Origin of the sequence: Plebeiibacterium sediminum, from assembly GCF_026013605.1 — a bacterium.
In the GTDB taxonomy this organism is placed as follows: domain Bacteria; phylum Bacteroidota; class Bacteroidia; order Bacteroidales; family Marinilabiliaceae; genus Saccharicrinis; species Saccharicrinis sediminus.
In genome coordinates this window covers 16,107-39,070 of the sequence record NZ_JAPDPJ010000011.1, presented here as the reverse complement: position 1 = coordinate 39,070, position 22,964 = coordinate 16,107, and the positions used below count along the sequence as shown (strand labels likewise).

The 22,964-nt window shown below is 35.3% G+C and carries 20 protein-coding genes and 4 tRNA genes; 22 read left to right on the top strand and 2 right to left on the bottom strand.

Going from position 1 to position 22,964, the window contains the following annotated elements; all coding sequences use genetic code 11:
• Nucleotides 1-5: 5 nt before the first annotated feature.
• A complete protein-coding gene (locus tag OM075_RS07040) occupies nt 6-1,001 on the bottom strand; it encodes a class II fructose-bisphosphate aldolase (RefSeq protein WP_301189781.1) in 996 nt (331 codons plus the stop codon).
• 317 nt (nt 1,002-1,318) lie between these two features.
• Here OM075_RS07040 and fbaA point away from each other — a divergent pair, with 317 nt between their 5' ends.
• The 21 genes from fbaA to OM075_RS06935 all read left to right on the top strand — a co-directional run bounded on the left by fbaA (nt 1,319) and on the right by OM075_RS06935 (nt 21,607).
• Complete coding sequence (fbaA, locus tag OM075_RS07035) at nt 1,319-2,395, top strand: class II fructose-bisphosphate aldolase (protein ID WP_301189780.1); 1,077 nt, start codon at nt 1,319-1,321, stop codon at nt 2,393-2,395.
• Nucleotides 2,396-2,501: 106 nt separating this feature from the next.
• The gene (locus OM075_RS07030) at nt 2,502-3,887 is read left to right on the top strand and encodes a sodium-dependent transporter (RefSeq protein ID WP_301189779.1); all 1,386 of its coding nucleotides are present in this window, start codon (nt 2,502-2,504) and stop codon (nt 3,885-3,887) included.
• A 70-nt stretch (nt 3,888-3,957) separates the two neighbouring features.
• Nucleotides 3,958-5,031, top strand: a complete 1,074-nt coding sequence (locus tag OM075_RS07025) for a helix-hairpin-helix domain-containing protein (RefSeq protein ID WP_301189778.1) — start codon at nt 3,958-3,960, stop codon at nt 5,029-5,031.
• Between the two features lie 207 nt (nt 5,032-5,238).
• On the top strand, nt 5,239-5,430 hold the full coding sequence (gene rpsU, locus OM075_RS07020) for a 30S ribosomal protein S21 (RefSeq protein ID WP_301189777.1): 192 nt from the start codon (nt 5,239-5,241) through the stop codon (nt 5,428-5,430).
• Between the two features lie 72 nt (nt 5,431-5,502).
• Nucleotides 5,503-6,387, top strand: coding sequence for a tyrosine-type recombinase/integrase (locus tag OM075_RS07015; protein WP_301189776.1), 885 nt, complete (start codon nt 5,503-5,505; stop codon nt 6,385-6,387).
• A gap of 17 nt (nt 6,388-6,404) precedes the next feature.
• Nucleotides 6,405-6,704, top strand: coding sequence for a ribosome hibernation-promoting factor, HPF/YfiA family (gene hpf / locus OM075_RS07010; RefSeq protein WP_301189775.1), 300 nt, complete (start codon nt 6,405-6,407; stop codon nt 6,702-6,704).
• Nucleotides 6,705-6,877: 173 nt separating this feature from the next.
• A tRNA-Tyr gene (locus OM075_RS07005) sits at nt 6,878-6,960 on the top strand.
• Between the two features lie 92 nt (nt 6,961-7,052).
• Nucleotides 7,053-7,125 (top strand) — tRNA-Gly (locus OM075_RS07000).
• A gap of 7 nt (nt 7,126-7,132) precedes the next feature.
• Nucleotides 7,133-7,204 (top strand) — tRNA-Thr (locus OM075_RS06995).
• A gap of 63 nt (nt 7,205-7,267) precedes the next feature.
• On the top strand, nt 7,268-8,455 hold the full coding sequence (tuf, locus tag OM075_RS06990) for an elongation factor Tu (RefSeq protein ID WP_301189774.1): 1,188 nt from the start codon (nt 7,268-7,270) through the stop codon (nt 8,453-8,455).
• Between the two features lie 42 nt (nt 8,456-8,497).
• A tRNA-Trp gene (locus tag OM075_RS06985) sits at nt 8,498-8,570 on the top strand.
• 108 nt (nt 8,571-8,678) lie between these two features.
• Nucleotides 8,679-8,873 (top strand): preprotein translocase subunit SecE, encoded by a 195-nt coding sequence (secE, locus tag OM075_RS06980; RefSeq protein ID WP_301189773.1) that lies wholly within the window; start codon nt 8,679-8,681, stop codon nt 8,871-8,873.
• Between the two features lie 11 nt (nt 8,874-8,884).
• Complete coding sequence (gene nusG / locus OM075_RS06975; RefSeq protein ID WP_301189772.1) at nt 8,885-9,436, top strand: transcription termination/antitermination protein NusG; 552 nt, start codon at nt 8,885-8,887, stop codon at nt 9,434-9,436.
• Between the two features lie 113 nt (nt 9,437-9,549).
• On the top strand, nt 9,550-9,993 hold the full coding sequence (gene rplK, locus OM075_RS06970) for a 50S ribosomal protein L11 (protein ID WP_301189771.1): 444 nt from the start codon (nt 9,550-9,552) through the stop codon (nt 9,991-9,993).
• 19 nt (nt 9,994-10,012) lie between these two features.
• Entirely contained in the window at nt 10,013-10,708 is a 696-nt protein-coding gene (gene rplA, locus OM075_RS06965; RefSeq protein ID WP_301189770.1) for a 50S ribosomal protein L1, read from the top strand.
• A gap of 26 nt (nt 10,709-10,734) precedes the next feature.
• On the top strand, nt 10,735-11,253 hold the full coding sequence (gene rplJ, locus OM075_RS06960) for a 50S ribosomal protein L10 (RefSeq protein ID WP_301189769.1): 519 nt from the start codon (nt 10,735-10,737) through the stop codon (nt 11,251-11,253).
• Nucleotides 11,254-11,288: 35 nt separating this feature from the next.
• On the top strand, nt 11,289-11,666 hold the full coding sequence (gene rplL / locus OM075_RS06955) for a 50S ribosomal protein L7/L12 (RefSeq protein ID WP_301189768.1): 378 nt from the start codon (nt 11,289-11,291) through the stop codon (nt 11,664-11,666).
• 105 nt (nt 11,667-11,771) lie between these two features.
• A complete protein-coding gene (gene rpoB, locus OM075_RS06950; protein ID WP_301189767.1) occupies nt 11,772-15,584 on the top strand; it encodes a DNA-directed RNA polymerase subunit beta in 3,813 nt (1,270 codons plus the stop codon).
• A gap of 81 nt (nt 15,585-15,665) precedes the next feature.
• Nucleotides 15,666-19,934 (top strand): DNA-directed RNA polymerase subunit beta', encoded by a 4,269-nt coding sequence (gene rpoC / locus OM075_RS06945; RefSeq protein WP_301189766.1) that lies wholly within the window; start codon nt 15,666-15,668, stop codon nt 19,932-19,934.
• Nucleotides 19,935-20,027: 93 nt separating this feature from the next.
• The gene (locus OM075_RS06940) at nt 20,028-20,354 is read left to right on the top strand and encodes a DUF3467 domain-containing protein (RefSeq protein WP_301189765.1); all 327 of its coding nucleotides are present in this window, start codon (nt 20,028-20,030) and stop codon (nt 20,352-20,354) included.
• Between the two features lie 74 nt (nt 20,355-20,428).
• Nucleotides 20,429-21,607 (top strand): exo-beta-N-acetylmuramidase NamZ family protein, encoded by a 1,179-nt coding sequence (locus OM075_RS06935; protein ID WP_301189764.1) that lies wholly within the window; start codon nt 20,429-20,431, stop codon nt 21,605-21,607.
• Here the strand turns inward: OM075_RS06935 and OM075_RS06930 are convergent.
• Nucleotides 21,589-22,254, bottom strand: coding sequence for an AlbA family DNA-binding domain-containing protein (locus tag OM075_RS06930; protein ID WP_301189763.1), 666 nt, complete (start codon nt 22,252-22,254; stop codon nt 21,589-21,591). The two genes, OM075_RS06935 and OM075_RS06930, sit on opposite strands and share 19 nt — an antisense overlap.
• Before the next feature lie 209 nt (nt 22,255-22,463).
• On the opposite strand from OM075_RS06930, the gene nuoE reads away from it, so the two are divergent.
• Nucleotides 22,464-22,961: an NADH-quinone oxidoreductase subunit NuoE gene (gene nuoE, locus OM075_RS06925; RefSeq protein WP_301189762.1), complete on the top strand. Its 498-nt coding sequence runs from the start codon at nt 22,464-22,466 to the stop codon at nt 22,959-22,961.
• Nucleotides 22,962-22,964: the final 3 nt, after the last annotated feature.

Genomic DNA, 22,964 nt, shown 5'->3' with positions numbered 1-22,964 from the left:
GTAAATTAAGCTTGTTCAGCAGAACCTAATACATTGATGTTTTTGTGCATATAAAGCTCTTTTAATAAATCACGAGCTGGTCCTAAGTATTTTCTAGGATCAAATTCAGATGGATTTTCAGCCATTACCTGACGTACAGCAGCAGTCATAGCTAAACGACCATCAGAGTCAATGTTGATTTTACATACAGCTGATTTAGCAGCTTTACGTAATTGCTCTTCTGGGATACCTACAGCAGCTTTCATTGCACCACCAAATTTGTTAATTGTAGCAACGTGCTCTTGTGGCACAGAAGAAGATCCGTGAAGTACGATAGGGAATCCAGGGATTCTTTTTTCAATTTCTTCAAGGATCTCAAATTTCAATGGAGGAGGAACTAAAAGTCCTTCTTCATTTGTAGTACATTGCTCTGGAGTAAATTTGTGAGCTCCGTGAGAAGTACCAATTGAAATAGCTAATGAGTCAACACCAGTTCTTTTTACGAAGTCTTCAACCTCTTCTGGTCTTGTATAAGTTGATTCTTCAGCAACAACATCGTCTTCAACACCAGCTAAAACACCAAGCTCGCCTTCAACAGTCACACCGTGAGCGTGAGCATATTCAACTACTTTTTTAGTAAGTTCAACGTTTTCTTCGTATGAGTGGTGAGAACCATCAATCATTACTGAAGAGAATCCGTTGTCGATACAATCTTTACATAGTTCAAAAGTATCACCGTGATCTAAGTGAAGAACAACAGGAATTTTATAACCTAACTCTTCAGCATACTCAACAGCACCCTTAGCCATGTTTCTCAATAAAGTTGCATTAGCATATTTTCTTGCTCCTGCAGATACTTGAAGAATAACTGGAGATTTAGTTTCAACACAAGCCTGGATAATTGCTTGCATTTGCTCAAGATTGTTAAAGTTGTATGCTGGAATAGCATACCCGCCTTCTACAGCTTTTTTGAACATCTCAGTTGTGTTCGATAAGCCTAGCTCTTTGTAATTAACTGCCATTTGATTATTAATTTATTGATTAAATTATGTTTGTTTATAATTTTGTGCATACTAAATCTCTAATGTGTCGCAAAAGAGGCAATAATATATCGGTATCTGCTAGAGTGAAATTTGAGAGCGCAAAAATAGATATTCCTGTATTGTTATCCAATTATTATAATTAGTTCGCTTCTATTGTTATGAAATTTGTTGTGATTCTAAATTAGAACATAGTTTGTTACGGCGGTTGAACAATTATATTTCTCTTTTTGTTAAGGATGTCGTTATAATATATATTAACTTTGGAAATTATAAATTCAAAAATTACAAATAAAATCATGGGAAAAGTACTAGACGTAATTAAACCCGGAGTAGTTACAGGCGACGATGTTGCTAAATTATTTCAAGTTGCAAAAGATAATGGTTTTGCAATTCCTGCAGTAAATGTAGTAGGAACAGATTCTATTAACGGTGTTTTAGAGGCTGCAAAAGTAGTTAACTCACCAGTTATTATTCAGTTGTCAAACGGAGGAGCTGCTTTTTACGCTGGAAAAGGTGTTGGTTTATCTGGTCAGGAAGGACAAATCCTTGGTGCTATTTCAGCTGCAAAGCATGTACACCTTTTAGCAGAAGCGTATGGTGTTCCTGTAATTCTTCATACAGACCATGCTGCTAAAAAATTATTACCTTGGATTGATGGATTAATTGAAGCTGGTGAAAAGAATTTTGCTGAAACAGGAAAGCCTTTGTTTAGTTCTCATATGTTAGACCTTTCAGAAGAGCCTCTTGATGAAAACCTTGCTACATGTAAGCAATATTTCGAGAGAATGAATAAAATTGGTATGACTATCGAGATTGAACTTGGAATTACTGGAGGTGAAGAAGATGGTGTTGATAACTCTGATGTTGATAATGCACTTTTATATACTCAACCAGAAGAAGTAAATCAGGCTTATGAAGTATTAAGCTCGGTAGGTAAAAACTTTACTATTGCTGCTTCATTTGGTAACGTTCACGGAGTATACAAGCCAGGTAACGTGGTGTTAACACCAAAAATTCTTGATAATTCACAAAAGTATATCGAAGAAAAACATGGTTTAGGAAGTAATCCTGTAAACTTTGTGTTCCACGGAGGTTCTGGTTCTACTTTAGAAGAAATCAGAGAAGCTATTAGCTATGGTGTTATCAAAATGAATATTGATACAGATACACAATGGGCTACTTGGGATGGAATTCGTAAGTATGAGGCTGCTAATCGTGAGTATCTTCAAGGACAGATTGGTAACCCTGAAGGAGATGATAAGCCAAATAAAAAATATTATGATCCTCGTGTATGGTTAAGAAAAGGTCAGGAAACTTTAATCGAAAGATTAAAAGTGGCTTTTAATGATCTTAATTGTGTAGATGTTTTATAATAGACATTAAAAAATTGTATTTAAGCCCCTTGTTGAATAGACAGGGGCTTTTTTTTTAGGTGTTTTTTTTGTTTTTTAGCTGCTTTAAAACAATAATGATTATCAAATGTCAGAATTAAAAGAAAATAAACGAACTGGTTTTAGTAGTAAATTTGGTGTAATAGCTGCAGCTGCAGGTTCTGCTGTAGGATTAGGTAATATCTGGAAGTTCCCTTATATCACCGGTCAATATGGAGGAGCTGCTTTTTTATTCGTTTATCTTGCTTTTATTTTGGCAATTGGACTGCCTGTTATGATGTCGGAGTTTGTAATAGGCCGTAAAGCAAAACGAAATGCGTTTGGTGCCTTTCGTAAATTAGCACCAAAGTCGGTGTGGTTTGTAACCGGTTTTTTAGGAGTTGGTGCGGCATACCTGATTTTATCATTTTATGGCGTGGTTGCTGGCTGGGCTATGGATTATGTGGCAGAATCCGTAAAAGGAACATTTGTGGGAAAAACACCGCAGGAAATATCTGCATACTTCAATCATTTTAGTTCGCAATCTCTTAATCCAGTTTTATGGCAACTTGCTTTTATGGTTTTAACTGCTGTAATTGTTTTAATGGGTATTCAAAAAGGAATTGAAAGATATTCAAAAGTATTAATGCCTTTGTTGGTGGTGCTTTTAGTTATTTTGGTTTTTCGCTCCGTCACGTTGCCTGGTGCAATGAAAGGAATTGAGTTTTTCCTGAATCCTGACTTTTCGAAATTAACTTGGGATGGTGTCTTGAATGCTTTAGGTCATGCTTTTTTCTCTTTAAGTTTAGGTATGGGTACGCTAATTACCTATGGTTCATATATTGATAAAAAGAATAATCTGGGTAAAACTGCGCTGCAGGTAACCATTGCGGATACTGTTATCGCAATTTTGGCAGGATTGGTAATTTTACCTGCTGTTTTTGCTTTTGATTTAAAACCAGGTGCCGGTGCTGGTTTGGTTTTTAAAACATTGCCAAATGTTTTTATGCAGATGCCCGGAGGTAGCATCTTTTCTGTAATGTTTTTTATCTTGTTAACTATTGCAGCATTAACATCTTCAATTTCTATTTTAGAAGTTGTAGTTGCATTTTTGTCCGAAGAGTTAAAAATTAGTCGTCGGGTATCTGTAGTATTGGCTGCGGTATCCATTTCCTTTGTAGGAATATTCTGTTCTTTGTCACTCGGGGATATGGATGGAGAAGTGTTTCTGGGAATGAACTTTTTTGATACGTTAGATTTCTTTGCGGCCAATATTTTTCTTCCATTTGGAGGGGCGTTGATATCACTTTTTATAGGATGGAAATATGGATATAAGAAAGCAAAAGCAGAGTTGTCTAACCATGGCAAAATTAACCTGTGGTATTTTGATGCCATTTACTTTTCGTTAAAGTATATTGCTCCAATTGCTATTATGATTGTTTCTGTTTATGGAATATATGAGCAGGTACAAAAATATTTAACTACCTTAGGGTAGTTCATTGTTATATTACTTTACATGCAACTATTGATTCGTGCAATAGTTGCTATTAACCAAACCTTAATTAATGATGTGGAAAGACTTTTTCTACTACTCCCGAAATGAGCAAAAGGGTATTGTTGTTCTTCTGATTATTGTTGCAATAGTTATTGTTGTTCGTATTATACTGCCCTTTCTTGTCTTGAATCCTCAAATCTCAGAAGATCAAAAGCAATTTTTGAGTCAGATAGATAAAATAAATCTATCATTAAGCGAAAAGGAAATTCGGCATGATTCCTTATTCTTTTTTGATCCAAATACAGTATCTAAGTTAGATATGAAGATGTTAGGTTTCTCTTCCTATCAAATCAATTCATTACTAGGATATCGCAGTAAAGTTGGGCAATTGAGTTCAATAAATGATTTACAGAAAGTATATGGGGTGGATTCTGTTTTTATCAATAAGTATAAAGCTTTTATTCACTTTGATGAGGTTAAAATTCGCCAGGAGCAAAAAGATATTGAAGATGATATTGTTTGGATTAACTTTAATAAAGTTGCAGATGATTTTTGGTATACAAATGTGGAATCAAATGAAATTAGAGATACTATAATAGGATTGCTGCATTTAAATTACATCGCTAAATCTTTACCTAATTATAAAGTAAAGGAATTTACTGATGAGAAATTACTTCTATGGCTCCGGCAACATTCTAAAGTAAAATATCAAAAGCAGAATTTTAACTCACAGATAGAATTAAATTCAGCGAATGCATCAGCTTTAAAGGAAGTGAGAGGGATTGGGGAAGTATTGTCAAAGCGCATATTAAAATATGGGAATTTACTTGGCGGATATACTGAGGTTAAACAATTACAAGAGGTTTATGGTGTTACAGAAGAACTGTATAATAAAATATGCTCAAGTTTTACAGTAGATGCTGAACAGATTCATAAAATAGACCTTATAAATACTAAAATCAGTGAGGTGTGTAAGCATCCCTATTTTAATTACAAACAAACAGTTGAATTAAAGAATCTAATGAGGAAAGGTGTTGATATTTTTGAGGATCAAGAGTTAGTGTTTGAAAATATCTCAGATGAAGAGTGGAATAAGATGAAAATGTATTTGAAATCAGATAGTTTGAATTTAAATATTCAATAATTTTTTTGTGTAAAAACTAGTGTTTTAGCGTGTTTTATAGTCTGTTACAAAAAAATATTATATAAAAATTTGCTGCAATGAATAAACTTTAGTTTCTTTGTACCCGCAAATAATTGAGGGGTGATAGCAGTCGATGTTGAAATCGTTTGATTATTTGGGAGTTAGTATTAAAAATATAGCGAAAATATAAAATCAAAGGAGAAGATTATGATTGTTATTCCGATTAAAGAAGGTGAAAACATTGAAAGAGCGTTAAAAAAATTCAAAAGAAAATTTGAAAAGACTGGTGCAATGAGAGAATTGCGTTCACGTCAAGCCTTTACAAAACCTTCTGTAGTAAGAAGAGAGGAAGTTAAAAAAGCAGTTTATATACAAAAATTGCAACAAAACGAGGAATAGAGAAATAATTGAGACCAAATACTGGAAAATTTAGTATATTCGTTTATACAGAAACAGTAGAATAGGTCTTGGATGATTTCAATAAAATCGTTTTTAAAATATTTAGAGTTCGAGAAGCGCAGTTCAAAGTATACACTGGTTTCTTATCGCTGCGATCTCGAACAATTTATTGCTTTTTCGAAAGAAAAAGGGATAGAATCGATTGCGCTGATTACCAGGAAGCATATTCGTAATTGGATTGTAGATATGGTGAATTCTGGGTTGGCACCCAAAAGTGTGAATCGAAAAGTTACTTCGCTAAAATCGTACTTCAAATTCCTGATGAGAGAGGGGATTGTTGAAGTCAATCCGGTTGATGGAGTTCCTACTCCAAGATTGCCAAAAAAATTACCTGTATTTGTTCGTGAATCAGAAATGGATCTTTTGTTAGATGAGATTCCTTTTGCTGATGATTATGAAGGGAAGCGAGATAAGATGATTCTTGAATTGTTTTATGGTTCAGGAATGCGTTTGTCGGAACTGGTCTCCCTGAAGGATCGTGATTTTGATTTAAAGCAAGGTGTGGTCAGAGTTACAGGTAAGTATAATAAAGTTCGGATTATTCCTATGTATTCTTCATTAATTTCTTTGGTGGAGGAGTATATTAATTATAGAAATGTTATTTTTGGAAAAGAGAATGTATTGTCTTTTTTTCTTACTAAAAAAGGAGATGCAGTATATCATAAATTAATATACAGGGTAGTAAATAAATATTTAACTTTAGTGACTACTTTGCATAAAAAAAGTCCGCACGTATTGCGTCATTCATTTGCAACCTCGTTGTTGAATGCAGGCGCGGATTTAAATGCAATAAAAGAATTATTGGGGCATAGTAATTTAAATGCCACTCAGGTGTATACTCATAATAGTTTTGAGAAATTAACCGATATATATAATCAGGCCCATCCGCGGTCTTAAATAATGGAGGATTTAATATGAACATTACAATTCAATCAGTGAAGTTTGATGCTGCCGATCATCTACAAAGCTTTATCGAGCAAAAAGTAAGTAAGTTAGATGTGTTTTTTGATGGTATTATTGATGCTGAAGTAATACTTAAGTTGGATAAGTCGGAAACATTGGAGAATAAGGTTGCTGAGATTAGTTTGAATGTACCTGGAGCAGAGTTGTTTGCGAAGAAACAGTCAAAAACATTTGAGGAGTCTGTAGATCTTTCTTGTGAAGCACTTCGTAAGCAGTTGATAAAGAAGAAGGAGAAGGTACAAGCAAAATAATTTAAAAAAACTGATATATTTTTGTTGTATTAAAAAAATATTATACATTTGCACACCGTTTTAGGAAAGTGAATTTAATACACTAAAATAAAAGCATAAGATAGGCTGGTTGTTGAAAAGTAATCAGCCTATTAAATGAAATAAAGTAACCTTTAAAAGTAAAGGTAATTTTTGGGGAGATACCAAAGTGGCCAACTGGGGCGGACTGTAACTCCGCTGACTTTCGTCTTCGTAGGTTCGAATCCTGCTCTCCCCACAAGAACCAGATTAAAATATTGAAATAAACATCGGGAAATCAAGGATTTTGAACGATAATTCATTACCTTTGTAGCCCGAATCAAAAAAAAAGCGGGAGTAGCTCAGCTGATAGAGCATTAGCCTTCCAAGCTAAGGGTCGCGGGTTTGAATCCCGTCTCCCGCTCTTAACAGCCGATGTAGCTCAGGGGTAGAGCGTTTCCTTGGTAAGGAAGAGGTCATGGGTTCAAATCCCATCATTGGCTCTATTCTGGTTCGGAAGTTAAAAAAATATAAGTTAATATCTAATTGTCTAATTATTTCGAGTTATGGCTAAAGAACATTATGACAGGTCAAAGCCTCACGTGAACATCGGTACAATTGGTCACGTTGACCACGGTAAAACAACTTTAACTGCTGCAATTACAAAAGTATTAGCAGATAAAGGATTTTCAGAAGCGAGAGATTTTGATCAAATTGATAACGCTCCTGAAGAGAAAGAAAGGGGTATTACAATTAACAGTGCTCACGTAGAGTACGCAACTGAAAATCGTCACTATGCACACGTTGACTGTCCAGGTCACGCCGATTATGTAAAGAACATGGTTACTGGTGCTGCGCAGATGGATGGAGCTATCATTGTAGTTGCTGCAACTGATGGTCCTATGCCTCAAACTCGCGAGCACATCCTATTAGCTCGTCAGGTAAACGTACCAAGATTGGTAGTTTTCTTGAACAAAGTTGATATGGTTGACGATGAAGAGCTTTTAGAGCTTGTTGAAATGGAAGTTCGTGAACTATTAGATTTCTATGAATTTGATGGTGAAAATACTCCTGTAATCCTAGGATCTGCTTTAGGTGGATTGAATGGTGAGCCTCAGTGGGTTGATAAAATCATGGAGCTTATGGATGCAGTTGATACTTGGATTCCAATTCCTCCACGTGATGTTGATAAGCCTTTCTTGATGCCTATCGAGGATGTATTCTCTATTACAGGTCGTGGTACTGTTGCTACAGGTCGTATTGAAACTGGTATTATTCACACTGGTGATGAAATGCAAATTATCGGTTTAGGTGCTGCTGGTAAAAAGACTGTATGTACTGGAGTTGAGATGTTCCGTAAGATTCTTGACGAAGGACAAGCTGGTGATAACGTAGGTTTATTACTTCGTGGTATTGACAAAAACGAAGTAAAAAGAGGTATGGTTATCGGAGCTCCTGGTCTAATTACTCCTCATACTAAATTTAAAGCTGAGGTTTACGTATTGAAGAAAGAAGAAGGTGGTCGTCACACTCCTTTCCACAATAAATACCGTCCTCAATTCTACCTACGTACATTAGATGTAACAGGTGAAATTACATTACAAGAAGGAACAGAAATGGTAATGCCTGGTGATAACGTAACTATCACTGTAGAGCTTATCTACCCTGTTGCTATCGATCAAGGTCTTCGTTTCGCTATCCGTGAGGGTGGTAGAACTGTAGGTGCTGGTCAGGTAACTGAAATTATTGAGTAATCAATATAAAGCAGAAGGAAGGTTTATCCTTCCTTCTTATACACGAGAGTAGTTCAGTTGGTAGAGCACTGGTCTCCAAAACCAGGTGTCGGGAGTTCGAGTCTCTCCTCTCGTGCTTAGCCGGGTAAAAAATCGTAAGGCGATTGTTATCCGGCAAGTTCGTGAATAGGAATTAATTTTAAGGAATTGATTCTTGTATTTATAACCATTAAAGAGAGATCTTGTGAGTAAAATAGTAAATTATTTTAAAGACGTTCAAAACGAGTTAGTGAACAAAACATCTTGGCCCACTTGGTCTGAGTTGCAAAGTAGTGCTTTGGTTGTAATGGCAGCTTCTGCTATTATTGCAGCTATTGTTTTTGGCATGGATTATTCGTTTGAAAAAGTTCTTGACATGGTTTATAATCAACTTTACTAATATTTTTGAGAATGAGTAATGTTGATAAAAAATGGTATGTATTAAGAGCCATTGGAGGAAAAGAAAAGAAAGTTAAGGAAAGTGTGGAGAGTGAGATCGAAAGACTTAACTTACATGATTATATTTCTCAGGTATTAATACCAACAGAAAAAGTTTATCAGATACGTAACGGTAAAAAGATAAGTAAGGAAAGAAATTATTTCCCTGGTTATGTAATGATCGAAGCGGCTTTGGTAGGAGAAATTCCTCATATCTTAAAAAGCATACCAAATGTGATTGGATTCTTAGGAGACAGAGATAATAGTGCTGTTCCATTAAGAATGTCCGAAGTTAACAGGATTTTAGGTAAAGTTGATGAATTATCAGATACCGAAAATACTGAACTTGATGTGCCTTATTTTGTTGGAGAAACAGTTAAGGTTACAGATGGGCCATTCAATGGATTTAATGGTATTATTGAGGATGTTAACGAGGAAAAGAGAAAACTAAAAGTAATGGTGAAAATTTTTGGAAGAAAGACACCATTGGAACTAAGTTTTTTACAAGTAGAGAAAGAATCATAAATTATATCATCTTGTAAGTTAAGCTTCCATAAAAGAAGTTATTCTTTTATCACTACAAGGAATATGAATAGTTTGTGTCTTTATATATATAAATAACTAATTAGAATTGCTACATGGCTAAACAAGTAGAAACTTTTATCAAATTGCAGATAAAAGGTGGAGCAGCAAACCCTTCACCACCAGTTGGACCTGCTTTAGGTTCAAAAGGTGTAAATATAATGGAGTTTTGTAAGCAATTCAATGCCAGAACTCAGGAAAAAGCAGGTAAAGTTTTACCAGTTGTTATTTCGGTGTATTCAGATAAGTCTTTTGACTTTGTGATTAAAACACCTCCAGCAGCTGTTCAACTTTTAGATGCTGCTAAGCTTAAAGGAGGTTCTCCTGAACCAAACCGTAAAAAGGTAGGTTCAGTAACTTGGGACCAAGTTAAAGCTATTGCTGAAGATAAAATGGCGGATTTGAATTGTTTTACAGTTAGCTCTGGTATGAAGATGGTTGCTGGAACTGCCAGAAGTATGGGTATCACTGTTAGCGGTGAATTCCCTGGTGATAATTAATTAATACCATTTTGGAGTTATGACAAAACTAACAAAAAATAAGAAGTTAGCGTTAGATAAAATCGAAGCCGGAAAGCAATATACGCTTGAGGAAGCAGCCAAATTGGTAAAAGAAATTACCACTACAAAATTTGATGCTTCTGTAGATGTTGATGTACGGTTAGGTGTTGATCCAAGAAAAGCAAACCAGATGGTAAGAGGTATTTGTACTCTTCCTCATGGTACTGGTAAAGAAGTACGTGTGCTTGTTTTATGTACTCCTGATAAGGAGGAAGAAGCAAAAGCTGCAGGTGCTGATTACGTTGGATTGGATGAATACGTGGAAAAAATCAAAGGAGGCTGGACTGATATTGATGTAATCATTACTATGCCTAGTGTTATGGCAAAAGTTGGACAGTTGGGACGTGTTTTAGGTCCTCGCGGTTTGATGCCAAACCCTAAGAGTGGTACTGTTACTATGGAAATTGGTAAAGCAGTAAACGAAGTAAAAGCTGGTAAAATCGATTTTAAAGTTGATAAATTCGGAATTATTCATGCTTCTATAGGTAAAGTATCCTTTGAGGAGAATAAAATTGTTGAGAATGCAAAAGAGTTTTTAAATGTAATTTTAAAACTTAAACCTTCTGCAGCAAAAGGTACTTACATTAAAAGCATTAGTCTTTCAAGTACCATGAGTCCAGGCATCCGTGTTGAAACCAAAGCGGCTGAAGCCTAATGTTTAACTAACAGAAAAAAGGAATCATGAATAAGGAAGATAAAAGCTTACTTGTAAAAGAACTTACCCAAAATATCGCTGAGTACAGTCACTTTTATGTGGTAGACGCAGCAGGTATGAACTCGGGTAAAACTAGTGATCTTCGTAGAGAGTGTTTCAAGAAAGATATCAAAATGATGGTGGTTAAAAATACCCTTTTTGAAAAAGCTCTTGAAGTTACAGAAGGAGATTTTGCACCATTATATGATACTTTAGTTGGTTCTACGGCTATTTTCTTTTCAAACGTAGGTAACACCCCAGCAAAACTTATTAAAGATTTTGCTAAGGCTAATAAAAAGCCTATTTTAAAAGGTGCATACGTTGAAGAGTGTTTATATGTTGGAGAAGAGAATTTAGAAGCTCTTGTTAACATTAAGTCTAAAGACGAACTACTTGGAGATATCATTGCTCTACTACAGTCACCAGCGAAGAACGTTATTTCTGCACTTCAATCAGGTGGCACAACAATACATGGCGTATTGAAAACATTAGCAGAAAGAGAATAAGAAAAGTAAAAAATTAATATTTAATAAATAGAAAAATGGCAGATTTAAAGAAGCTTGCTGAAGAATTAGTTAACTTAACAGTAAAAGACGTTAACGAACTTGCTGAGATCCTTAAAGAAGAATATGGTATTGAGCCTGCTGCTGCAGCTGTTGCTGTTGCTGGACCTGCAGCTAGTGCTGATGGTGATGCTGCTGAAGAGCAAACAGAATTTGACGTAATTCTTAAATCAGCTGGTTCTTCTAAACTAGCTATCGTTAAGCTTGTTAAAGAAATGACAGGCGTTGGACTAAAAGAAGCTAAAGAATTAGTTGACAAAGCACCTGCTCCATTAAAAGAAAAAGTTTCTAAAGAAGAAGCTGAAGCATTAAAAACTCAATTAACTGAGGCTGGAGCAGAAGTTGAACTTAAGTAATTATTACTACCTTATATAGGGAACGGTTTAGGGACTTATCTAACGATAAGTTCCTAGACCTTTTTATGCATTTATGTTATTAAGTTCAATTAATATTGCTGATAGATGACTCCAAATACCACAAGCGAAAGGATTAGCTTTGCTTCTATTAAAAATCAGTTAGATTATCCTGATTTTTTAGAAATCCAATTAAAATCATTCCGTGAGTTTTTTCAACAGGGCACAACTCTAGAGGAAAGACGCGAAGAAGGATTATATCAGGTTTTTCAAGAAAACTTCCCAATCACGGATACAAGAAACAACTTTGTACTTGAGTTTCTTGACTTCGGTATTGACCCTCCTCGATACACTATTCAAGAATGTATCGAACGTGGACTTACCTTTAGTGTACCATTAAAGGCAAAGTTGAAATTATACTGTACCGATCCTGAACATGAAGATTTTGATACAGTTGTTCAAGATGTATATCTTGGAACTGTTCCATATATGACCGATAAAGGTAGTTTTATCATCAATGGTGCAGAAAGGGTAGTTGTATCTCAGCTACACCGTTCACCTGGTGTTTTCTTCGGTCAAAGTACCCATGCTAACGGTACTAAACTTTATTCAGCACGTATTATTCCTTTTAAAGGATCGTGGATAGAGTTTGCTACTGATATTAACAGTGTGATGTATGCCTATATTGATAGGAAGAAAAAATTACCTGTAACAACACTTTTACGTGCTATTGGGTACGAAAGTGATAAAGAAATTTTAGAAATTTTTGATTTAGCTGATGAAATTAAAGTTTCTAAGTCAGGATTAAAAAAAGTTGTTGGGAGAAAATTAGCTGCCCGTGTCCTTAAAACTTGGATTGAGGACTTTGTGGATGAGGATACAGGTGAGGTTGTTTCAATTGAGCGTAATGAGGTTATCATTGATCGTGAAACAATTATTGAACCTGAGCACATTGATGAGATTGTAGATTCAGGTGCTAAAACAATTTTGTTACATAAAGAAAATCAGAATTTATCTGATTTTGCAATTATATATAACACACTTCAAAAGGATCCATGTAACTCCGAAAAAGAAGCTGTGTTACACATTTATCGTCAATTACGTAATGCTGAGCCACCAGATGAGGCTACTGCACGTGATGTTATTGATAAGTTATTCTTTTCCGATAAACGTTATGATTTAGGAGAAGTTGGACGTTATCGTTTGAATAAGAAATTAGGTTTAGAAACAGAAATGGATACTAAGGTATTGACTAAATCTGATATTATTCAAATCATCAAATATTTAATTGAACTAATCAACTCAAAAACTGAGGTCGATGATATTGACCACTTAAGTAACCGTCGTGTTCGTACCGTTGGAGAACAATTAGGTAATCAGTTTGGTGTTGGTTTAGCACGTATGGCTAGAACAATACGTGAAAGAATGAATGTTCGTGACAATGAAGTATTTACTCCTATTGAGTTAATTAATAGTAAAACATTGTCATCTGTTATCAATAGTTTCTTTGGCACAAATGCTTTATCTCAGTTTATGGATCAAACTAATCCATTGGCAGAGATTACGCATAAACGAAGAATGTCAGCTTTAGGACCAGGTGGTCTTTCTCGTGAAAGAGCAGGTTTTGAGGTAAGGGACGTTCACTATACCCACTATGGTCGTTTATGTCCAATTGAAACACCTGAAGGTCCAAACATCGGTTTGATTTCTTCTCTTTGTGTATTTGCTAAGATTAATGACCTTGGTTTTATTGAAACTCCATACCGTAAGGTAACCAACGGACAAGTAGATTTAACTGAAGCAGGAATTGAATATTTAAGTGCAGAGGAAGAAGAAGAGTTAATTATTGCTCAGGCTAACGCTCCTCTTGATGATGAAGGTAACTTCGTTAATTCAAGAGTTAAAGCACGTCTTGAAGCTGATTACCCAGTAGCTGCTCCAGAAGAGATTCACTTAATGGACGTTGCTCCAAACCAAATTGCATCAGTTGCTGCATCGTTAATTCCTTTCTTGGAGCATGATGATGCGAACCGTGCGTTGATGGGATCTAACATGATGCGCCAGGCTGTACCATTGTTAAGGCCTGAAGCTCCAATTGTTGGTACCGGATTGGAAGGTAAATTAATTCGCGACTCAAGAACTAACATCGTTGCTGAAAAAGATGGTGTTATTGAGTATGTTGATGCAGAAGAGATTGTAATTAAATATGATCTTTCTGAAAATGAGAAGTTCGTTAGTTTCGATAATGAAACTAAGAGATATAAAATCACGAAGTATCAGAAAACAAACCAGAGTACTTGTATTGACTTGAAACCATTGGTTGTAACAGGTCAAAGAGTAAAAGCTGGACAAATTCTTACTCAGGGTTATTCAACTGAAAAAGGAGAATTGGCATTAGGACGTAACCTTAAAGTGGCATTTATGCCTTGGAAAGGATACAACTTTGAGGATGCGATTGTAATTTCAGAAAGAGTAGTACGTGAAGATATTTTTACTTCTGTACATATCGATGAATATTCACTTGAAGTTCGTGATACAAAACGAGGATTAGAAGAACTTACTTCAGATATTCCTAACGTTAGTGAAGAGGCAACTAAAGATCTTGATGAAAATGGTTTGATTCGTGTGGGAGCTCATGTAAATCCGGGAGATATCTTAATTGGTAAGATTACTCCAAAAGGAGAAAGTGATCCAACACCTGAAGAAAAATTATTGAGAGCTATCTTTGGTGAAAAGGCTGGTGATGTTAAAGATGCATCATTAAAGGCTTCTCCTTCATTAAAAGGAGTTGTGATTGATAAGAAATTATTCTCTCGTATTATTAAAGATAGAAAAGCAAGATCATCAGATAAACCATTAATTGCTAAAATTGATGAAGAGTTTGACAGATCAGTTGCTGACTTGAGAAATCGTTTGGTAGATAAATTATTTACATTAGTAAACGGTAAAACTTCTCAAGGAGTACAAGATTATTTTGGAGTTGATATTGTTTCTAAAGGAACGAAGTTTACACAAAAAATCCTTCAGGATATTGACTATCATAATATTGATCCTAATGGATGGACAACAGATACAGATAAGAATGAATTAATTCAAAAAGTAATTCATAACTACTTGTTGAAATTCCAGGAATTTGAGGCTAAAGAGAAACGTCAGAAATATAATCTTACTATTGGTGATGAACTACCAGCAGGTATTGTTCAATTAGCTAAAGTTTATATCGCTAAGAAACGTAAAATCTCAATCGGGGATAAAATGGCGGGTCGACATGGTAATAAAGGTATCGTGTCTCGTATTGTTCGTGCTGAAGATATGCCATTTTTAGAGGATGGATCTCCTGTTGATATCGTATTGAATCCACTGGGTGTGCCTTCAAGGATGAACCTTGGACAGATTTACGAAACTGTTTTAGGATGGGCAGGAAAAGAGCTGGGACTTAAATTTGCAACACCAATTTTTGATGGTGCAAGTTTTGCTGATATGGATTCTTATACAGAAAAAGCAGGTGTACCACAATATGGTAAGAGCTACCTTTATGATGGAGGTACAGGAGCCAGATTCCACCAGCCAGCAACTGTAGGTGTAATTTATATGCTTAAGTTAGGCCACATGGTTGAGGATAAAATGCATGCTCGTTCTATCGGTCCTTATTCTTTAATTACGCAACAGCCACTTGGAGGTAAAGCTCAGTTTGGAGGTCAGCGTTTTGGAGAGATGGAAGTTTGGGCATTAGAGGCATTTGGTGCAGCTAATATCCTACAGGAAATCTTAACTGTTAAGTCTGATGATGTAATGGGACGTGCAAAAGCTTACGAAGCTATTGTTAAGGGAGATTCTCTTCCAACTCCTGGAATACCAGAATCACTTAACGTGTTATTACACGAGCTTAGAGGTCTTGGTTTAAGTGTAAACCTAGATTAAAGCCTTACTATCATTGGATAGTGCATTGCATTATTCAATGATTGCCTTATTTGTTTTAAAATTAATAGAAGACGTTGACATATGGCATTCAGAAGAGATCAGAAAGTAAAGAGTAATTTTACAAAAATCTCTATCGGGTTAGCTTCACCAGAAGAAATCTTAGAAAGATCAAGTGGTGAGGTTTTAAAACCAGAGACCATTAACTATAGAACTTATAAACCAGAGAGAGACGGATTATTCTGTGAAAGAATTTTCGGTCCAGTAAAGGATTATGAGTGTCACTGTGGTAAATATAAAAGAATTAGATACCGTGGTATTGTTTGTGACCGATGTGGTGTTGAAGTAACAGAAAAGAAAGTGCGCCGTGAAAGAATGGGACACATTTCTTTAGTTGTACCTGTTGCTCACATTTGGTATTTCAAATCTTTACCAAATAAAATTGGTTATTTACTTGGTTTACCAACTAAAAAACTTGATTCTATCATTTATTACGAGCGTTACGTTGTAATTCAGGCTGGTATTAAATCCGAGGATGGAATTCAATATATGGATTTTCTTACTGAAGAAGAGTATTTAGATATTCTTGATACACTTCCAAAAGAAAATCAATATTTAGAAGATGATGATCCAAACAAATTTATTGCTAAAATGGGTGCTGAGGCACTTCATATGATTTTATCAAGATTAGATTTGGATGGTCTTTCTTATGAGTTAAGACACAAAGCAAATACTGAAACTTCTCAACAAAGAAAAAATGAAGCACTTAAGCGTCTTCAGGTTGTTGAGTCTTTCCGTGAATCTGTAGGAAGAAACCGTCCTGAATGGATGGTTGTTAAGGTTGTACCTGTTATTCCTCCAGAATTACGCCCATTAGTACCTTTGGATGGTGGTAGATTTGCTACATCAGATCTTAACGACTTATACAGAAGGGTTATTATCAGAAATAACCGTTTAAAGAGATTAATTGAAATCAAAGCTCCGGAAGTAATCTTACGTAATGAAAAACGTATGCTTCAGGAATCTGTTGATTCATTATTCGATAACTCACGTAAAGCTAATGCAGTTAAAACGGATGCAAACCGTCCTTTAAAATCATTAAGTGATAGTTTAAAAGGTAAGCAAGGTCGTTTCCGTCAGAACTTATTAGGTAAAAGGGTAGATTATTCTGCACGTTCTGTAATTGTTGTAGGTCCTGAGTTGAAGATGCACGAATGTGGTCTTCCAAAGAACATGGCAGCGGAACTTTACAAGCCTTTTGTTATACGTAAGTTAATTGAAAGGGGAATTGTAAAAACAGTAAAATCTGCTAAGAAAATTGTAGATAGAAAAGACCCTGTAGTTTGGGATATCCTTGAAAATGTATTGAAAGGACATCCGGTACTACTAAACCGTGCCCCAACGCTTCACCGTTTAGGTATTCAGGCATTCCAACCTAAGTTAATTGAAGGAAAAGCGATTCAGTTACACCCATTAGCTTGTGCGGCATTTAACGCCGACTTTGATGGTGACCAGATGGCTGTTCACTTACCTTTAGGACATGCTGCTATTCTTGAAGCTCAGATGTTAATGTTGGCTTCTCAGAATATCTTAAACCCTGCAAATGGTGCTCCTATTACTGTACCATCTCAGGATATGGTTCTTGGGCTTTACTATATGACTAAAGCTCGTGAAGGTGCAAAAGGTGAAGGTTTAACTTTTTATTCATTAGAAGAAGTTAAGATTGCTTATAATGAAGGAAAAGTTGATTTACATGCTGGTGTAAAAGTGAAAGGTTACGACTTAAATAAAGACGGAGTACCTGAGCTTCAAATTATAGAATCAACAGTAGGTCGTATTTTATTTAATGAATTTGCTCCAAGAGAGTCAGGATTTATTAATGAAGTATTGACTAAGAAAGCATTGAGAGATATCATTGGTAGAGTACAGAAAATTTGTGGTACTCCACGTACAGCTGATTTCCTTGATGATATTAAGAATTTAGGTTATAGAATGGCATTCGAAGGAGGTCTTTCATTTAACCTTGGTGACGTTATTATTCCTGAAGCTAAAGCCAAAATGGTTGAAGAGGGATATGCTGAAGTTGAAGAAGTAAAGAATAACTATAACATGGGATTCATTACGAACAACGAACGTTACAACCAGATCATTGATATTTGGACGCATGTTAATGCCCGTTTGACAAATACGCTGATGAAACAATTGAGTACCGATAATCAAGGATTTAATGCAGTATACATGATGCTTGATTCAGGTGCGAGGGGTTCTAAAGAGCAGATTCGTCAGTTATCAGGTATGAGGGGACTGATGGCAAAACCTCAAAAGTCAGGAGCTGAGGGTGGTCAGATTATTGAAAACCCAATTCTTTCTAACTTTAGGGAAGGACTTTCAGTACTTGAGTACTTTATTTCTACTCACGGTGCTCGTAAAGGTCTTGCGGATACGGCTCTTAAAACTGCCGATGCAGGATACTTAACACGTCGTTTGGTTGATGTATCTCAGGATGTTATTATTACAGAAAATGACTGTGGAACATTAAGAGGTTTAACAGCAACAGCTATTAAGAATAATGAAGATGTAGTTGCTACATTATATGAAAGAATTCTTGGTAGAGTTTCTGTACATGATGTTTACCATCCATCTACTGGTGAGTTGATTGTAAAATCAGGTGAAGAGATTGATGAATTTAAAGCAAAAATCATCGAGGATTCTCCTCTAGAAAGAGTTGAAATCCGTTCTGTACTTACTTGTGAATCTAAAGTTGGAGTTTGTGCTAAATGTTACGGACGTAACCTGGCAACAGGAAACTTTGTTCATATTGGAGAAGCAGTTGGTGTTATTGCAGCACAGTCAATCGGTGAGCCAGGAACACAGCTTACACTTCGTACGTTCCACGTAGGGGGTACCGCTGGTAACATTTCTTCTCAAAACAGCATCGTAGCAAAATATGATGGTATTGCTGAATTTGAAGAATTAAGAACTGTTCCTACAAAAGACGATACAGATAAAGATATTGATATTGTAATTGGTCGTTTGGCTGAATTACGTATTATTGATAAAAATACAGGTATTGCTTTAGCAAACCACCCAATTTCTTATGGTTCTAAACTGTATATTAAAAATGGTGCTGAGGTTAAAGCTGGAGACTTAATTAGTGAATGGGATCCATATAATGCCGTAATTGTTTCTGAAAAATCAGGTATTATTAGTTTCGATAATATGCTTGATGGTATTACTTATAAAGAGGAATCTGATGAACAAACAGGTTTCCGCGAAAAAGTAATTATTGAAACAAGAGATAAAACTAAAAACCCTGCTTTAAGAGTAGTTGATGATTCAGGAGAAATCCTTAAAACATTTAACTTACCAGTAGGAGCTCACGTTTCTGTTGATGAAGGAGCTAAAGTTAAAGTTGGCGAAATCGTTGCTAAAATACCGAGAGCTATTGGTAAAGCGGGTGATATCACAGGGGGTCTTCCTCGTGTTACTGAGTTATTTGAAGCTCGTAACCCATCTAACCCAGCTGTTGTTTCTGAAATTGACGGTGAAGTAACATTTGGTAAAATCAAGCGTGGTAATCGTGAGATTATCGTTACTTCTAAAAATGGTCAGGTTAAAAAGTATTTGGTACCATTATCAAAACAAATACTTGTTCAGGAGAATGATTATGTACGTGCAGGTATTCCATTGTCAGATGGAGCTACTACACCTTCAGATATTCTTCATATCATGGGACCTACAGCTGTTCAGGAATACATTGTTAATGAGGTACAGGATGTATACCGTTTACAGGGTGTAAAAATTAACGATAAGCACTTTGAAATTATCGTTCGTCAGATGATGCGTAAAGTTGATATTGTTGATCCGGGTGATACTAAATTCCTTGAAAAACAAATTGTTGACAAATTAGAATTTATGCATGAAAACGACCATATCTATAATAAGAAAGTGGTTGTTGAACCTGGTGATTCTGAAAATTTACGTGCTGGTCAAATTATTACAGCTCGTAGACTTAGAGATGAAAACTCACAGTTGAAGCGTAGAGATCTTAAACTTGTTGAGGCTAGAGATGCAGTTCCTGCAACTTCAAGTCAGGTATTACAAGGTATTACAAGAGCCGCACTTCAAACTAAGAGCTTTATGTCAGCTGCTTCCTTCCAGGAAACAACAAAAGTTCTTAATGAGGCTGCCATCTCAGGAAAAATTGACCAATTAGAAGGATTAAAAGAAAACGTAATCTGTGGTCACTTAATTCCTGCAGGTACAGGTCAACGTGCATTAAGCAACTTAGTAGTTGGATCACAAGAAGAATTTGATAAACTTGTGACTAAAGCTGAAGTTGAAGAAGACTAAGATTTGATTTACAAAATCATAATTCAAAAGGGAAGTATTTTATGCTTCCCTTTTTTTATCTTAATGAGATTTATAATTTTATAAAAAAATATTATGGACGATAAGAAAAATAAGAACCAAATTAATATCGAGCTTAATGAAGATGTGGCTCAGGGAGTTTATTCAAACTTAGCTGTTATAACACATTCTCCTTCTGAATTTGTATTAGATTTTATCAGAGTAATGCCAGGTATTCCTAAAGCTCAGGTAAAATCAAGAGTTATTGTAACTCCGGAGCATGCTAAAAGGTTAATGATGGCTCTTAAAGATAATATTCAAAGGTATGAATCATTACACGGACCAATCAAGAATATAGAAGATGGTCACCCTGGAGCCGGAAATATTCCCATGAATTTTGGTGGAACAACTCCTGAGGCTTAAATTATGTAAAGTAGGGTTCTGAGTATTGAGTCCTACTACATTTCATTCACACACTACTTCTAATTTATTACCTTATGGTACGCCGTATAATATTCCTATTAGTTATTGTTTTCCATTTTTCTGCCTGCTCTGCCAAATTAATATCAGATAATCATATAAAAGTTGGTGCAAGTAGTTTTCAGGAGTACATTCCCCTTATAAAGGATAAACGGGTAGGTTTATTAGTGAATCATTCTTCACTTGTTCAGGGAGTTCATCTTTTGGATACTTTGATAGCTCAGGATATTAATGTTGTTAAGATTTTTGCACCGGAACATGGATTTAGGGGTAAAAAGGATGCAGGGGAACATGTAGCAAATGATATGGATCAAAAAACAGGTTTACCTATTGTTTCATTGTACGGTAAAAACCGGAAACCATCTGTGGAAATGCTTCAGGATTTAGATGTAGTTGTCTTCGATATTCAGGATGTAGGAGTAAGATTTTATACTTATATAAGTACAATGCACTATATGATGGAGGCATGTGCTAAGTCAAGCGTTAAATTTATAGTTTTAGACAGACCAAATCCTAATGGAGACTATTTTGATGGTCCTGTTTTAGATAAAAAATATCAATCATTTGTTGGAATGCATCCTATTCCAATAGTACATGGGTTAACAGTTGGAGAGCTGGCACAAATGATAAATGGAGAGGGCTGGTTAGAAAATCAGACACATTGTGATTTGACTGTAATTAAAATGAAAAACTGGGATCATAAAATGTCTTATGATTTACCTGTTAAGCCATCACCAAATTTACCCAATTATTTGTCTGTTCGTTTATACCCTTCACTATGTTTTTTTGAAGCCACAAATATTAGTATTGGGCGTGGAACATATTTTCCTTTTCAGGTTATAGGATACCCTGATTCAAGTTTGGGATCCTTTTCTTTTACACCGAGGAGTATTGATGGAATGAGTAAAACACCAAAACAGAAAGATCAAGTATGTTATGGTGTAGATCTAAGAAGTGAATCTTTAAAGCATCAGTTTTCATTAAAATATTTTCTGCAATTTTATAATACACTGAAAGCTAATGATGGTTTTAAGTTTGATGTAAAATGGTTTAATCTTTTAGCAGGAAAAAGTCAACTTAGTGAGGATATTATTAATGGATTATCCGAACAGGAAATAAGAGCAAAGTGGGCAGTTGATTTAAAGAAATATTCCTTATTACGTGATAAATATTTACTTTATTCAAAGGAAGAATAACCATCTTCATTTGGCTCTTCAGAAAGCGTATAATATATCTCTTTTTCAGTAAAATGTATTTCAATAATATTCATACAAAGCAAGCTGACTAAAATTTTTTCAGCTTTATATCTGGATATATTCGCTTTCTTATAAAAGCGCGTAAAGGATATGGATTCATTTTCAGATAAATAATCCAGTAAAAATTTTTCAGGAGGATTAAGTTGTAATAATTGGTTTTTGTTTCTTTTTTGAGCTTTCCAGTATTCCAATAAGATTTTATTTGCCAATAGATTCTGATCTTTGACTCTAATGTAAACTTTATAATTTCCATCTTTGGTAGGTGCTTTATGTGGTTTTTCATCACTTTGAGGAATAATTATTTCCAGCACCGTTTTCCCTTCACTTTTCCACTCTAATACTTCAAAATTTACAGGTGGTTTACAATACATTTTTGCAGCAGCTTCAATCATATAGTATTCTTCTTCTGAGGCCACACCTGCAATTTTACCATTGTCTTTAACTCCAACAAGTAAACTGCCTCCATCAGTATTGGCAAAAGCAGCTAACGATCGAGCAATCTTTTTGGAGTCATTAATCGCAAATTTAAAATCCTGCTGCTGATGTTCCCCCTGATTTATTTTTTCCTGTAATATCTTATTCCTCATGCCTACTTGCTGATTTCACGCAAAAATATAAGTTTTAAGGTTTATCTCAAATTAGTAAGCGATAAGAAGACGTATTCCCTAAATACCTAGCTTTTACCTCTTCTAAATAAGAATACATGACAATCGTCACTTTTACAACTGTTAAAAAGTATTAAATTATTAAAGAAGTAATTCTCTAATTAAGTTGTTTAATACCAAAATCACTTACTATGTCTGAAATAACTAACCTGGTTAAATCGTTGGCTGATAAGCATGGACGATATCAAGAGAGCCTACTGCCTATTTTGCAAGGGGTCGTTGAACAACATAAATATTTGTCGGAGGAAGCAATGGTAGAGATAGCCCGAGAGCTTGATATTTCAGCAGCCCGGGTTTTTGGGACAGCTTCATTTTATTCTTTTCTAAATACCCGTCCCATGGGAAAATACATTATCAGAGTGTGTAAAACAATTACCTGTATGATGCATGGAAAGAATCAAATTATTCAGGAGCTGGAGAAAAGTCTGAAAATTAAGTTAGGAGAGACTACACTGGATGGTAAGTTTACATTGTTGGAGACAAACTGTTTAGGACAGTGTCATAAGGGGCCGGCAATGTTAATTAATGATGAACCTTATACAGAGTTGAATCCGGAAAAAGTGAGGGAGATAATACAGTCTATTAAGCTAAATGATACATCAAAAACGTCAAACCCTGATTTAAACTAAATA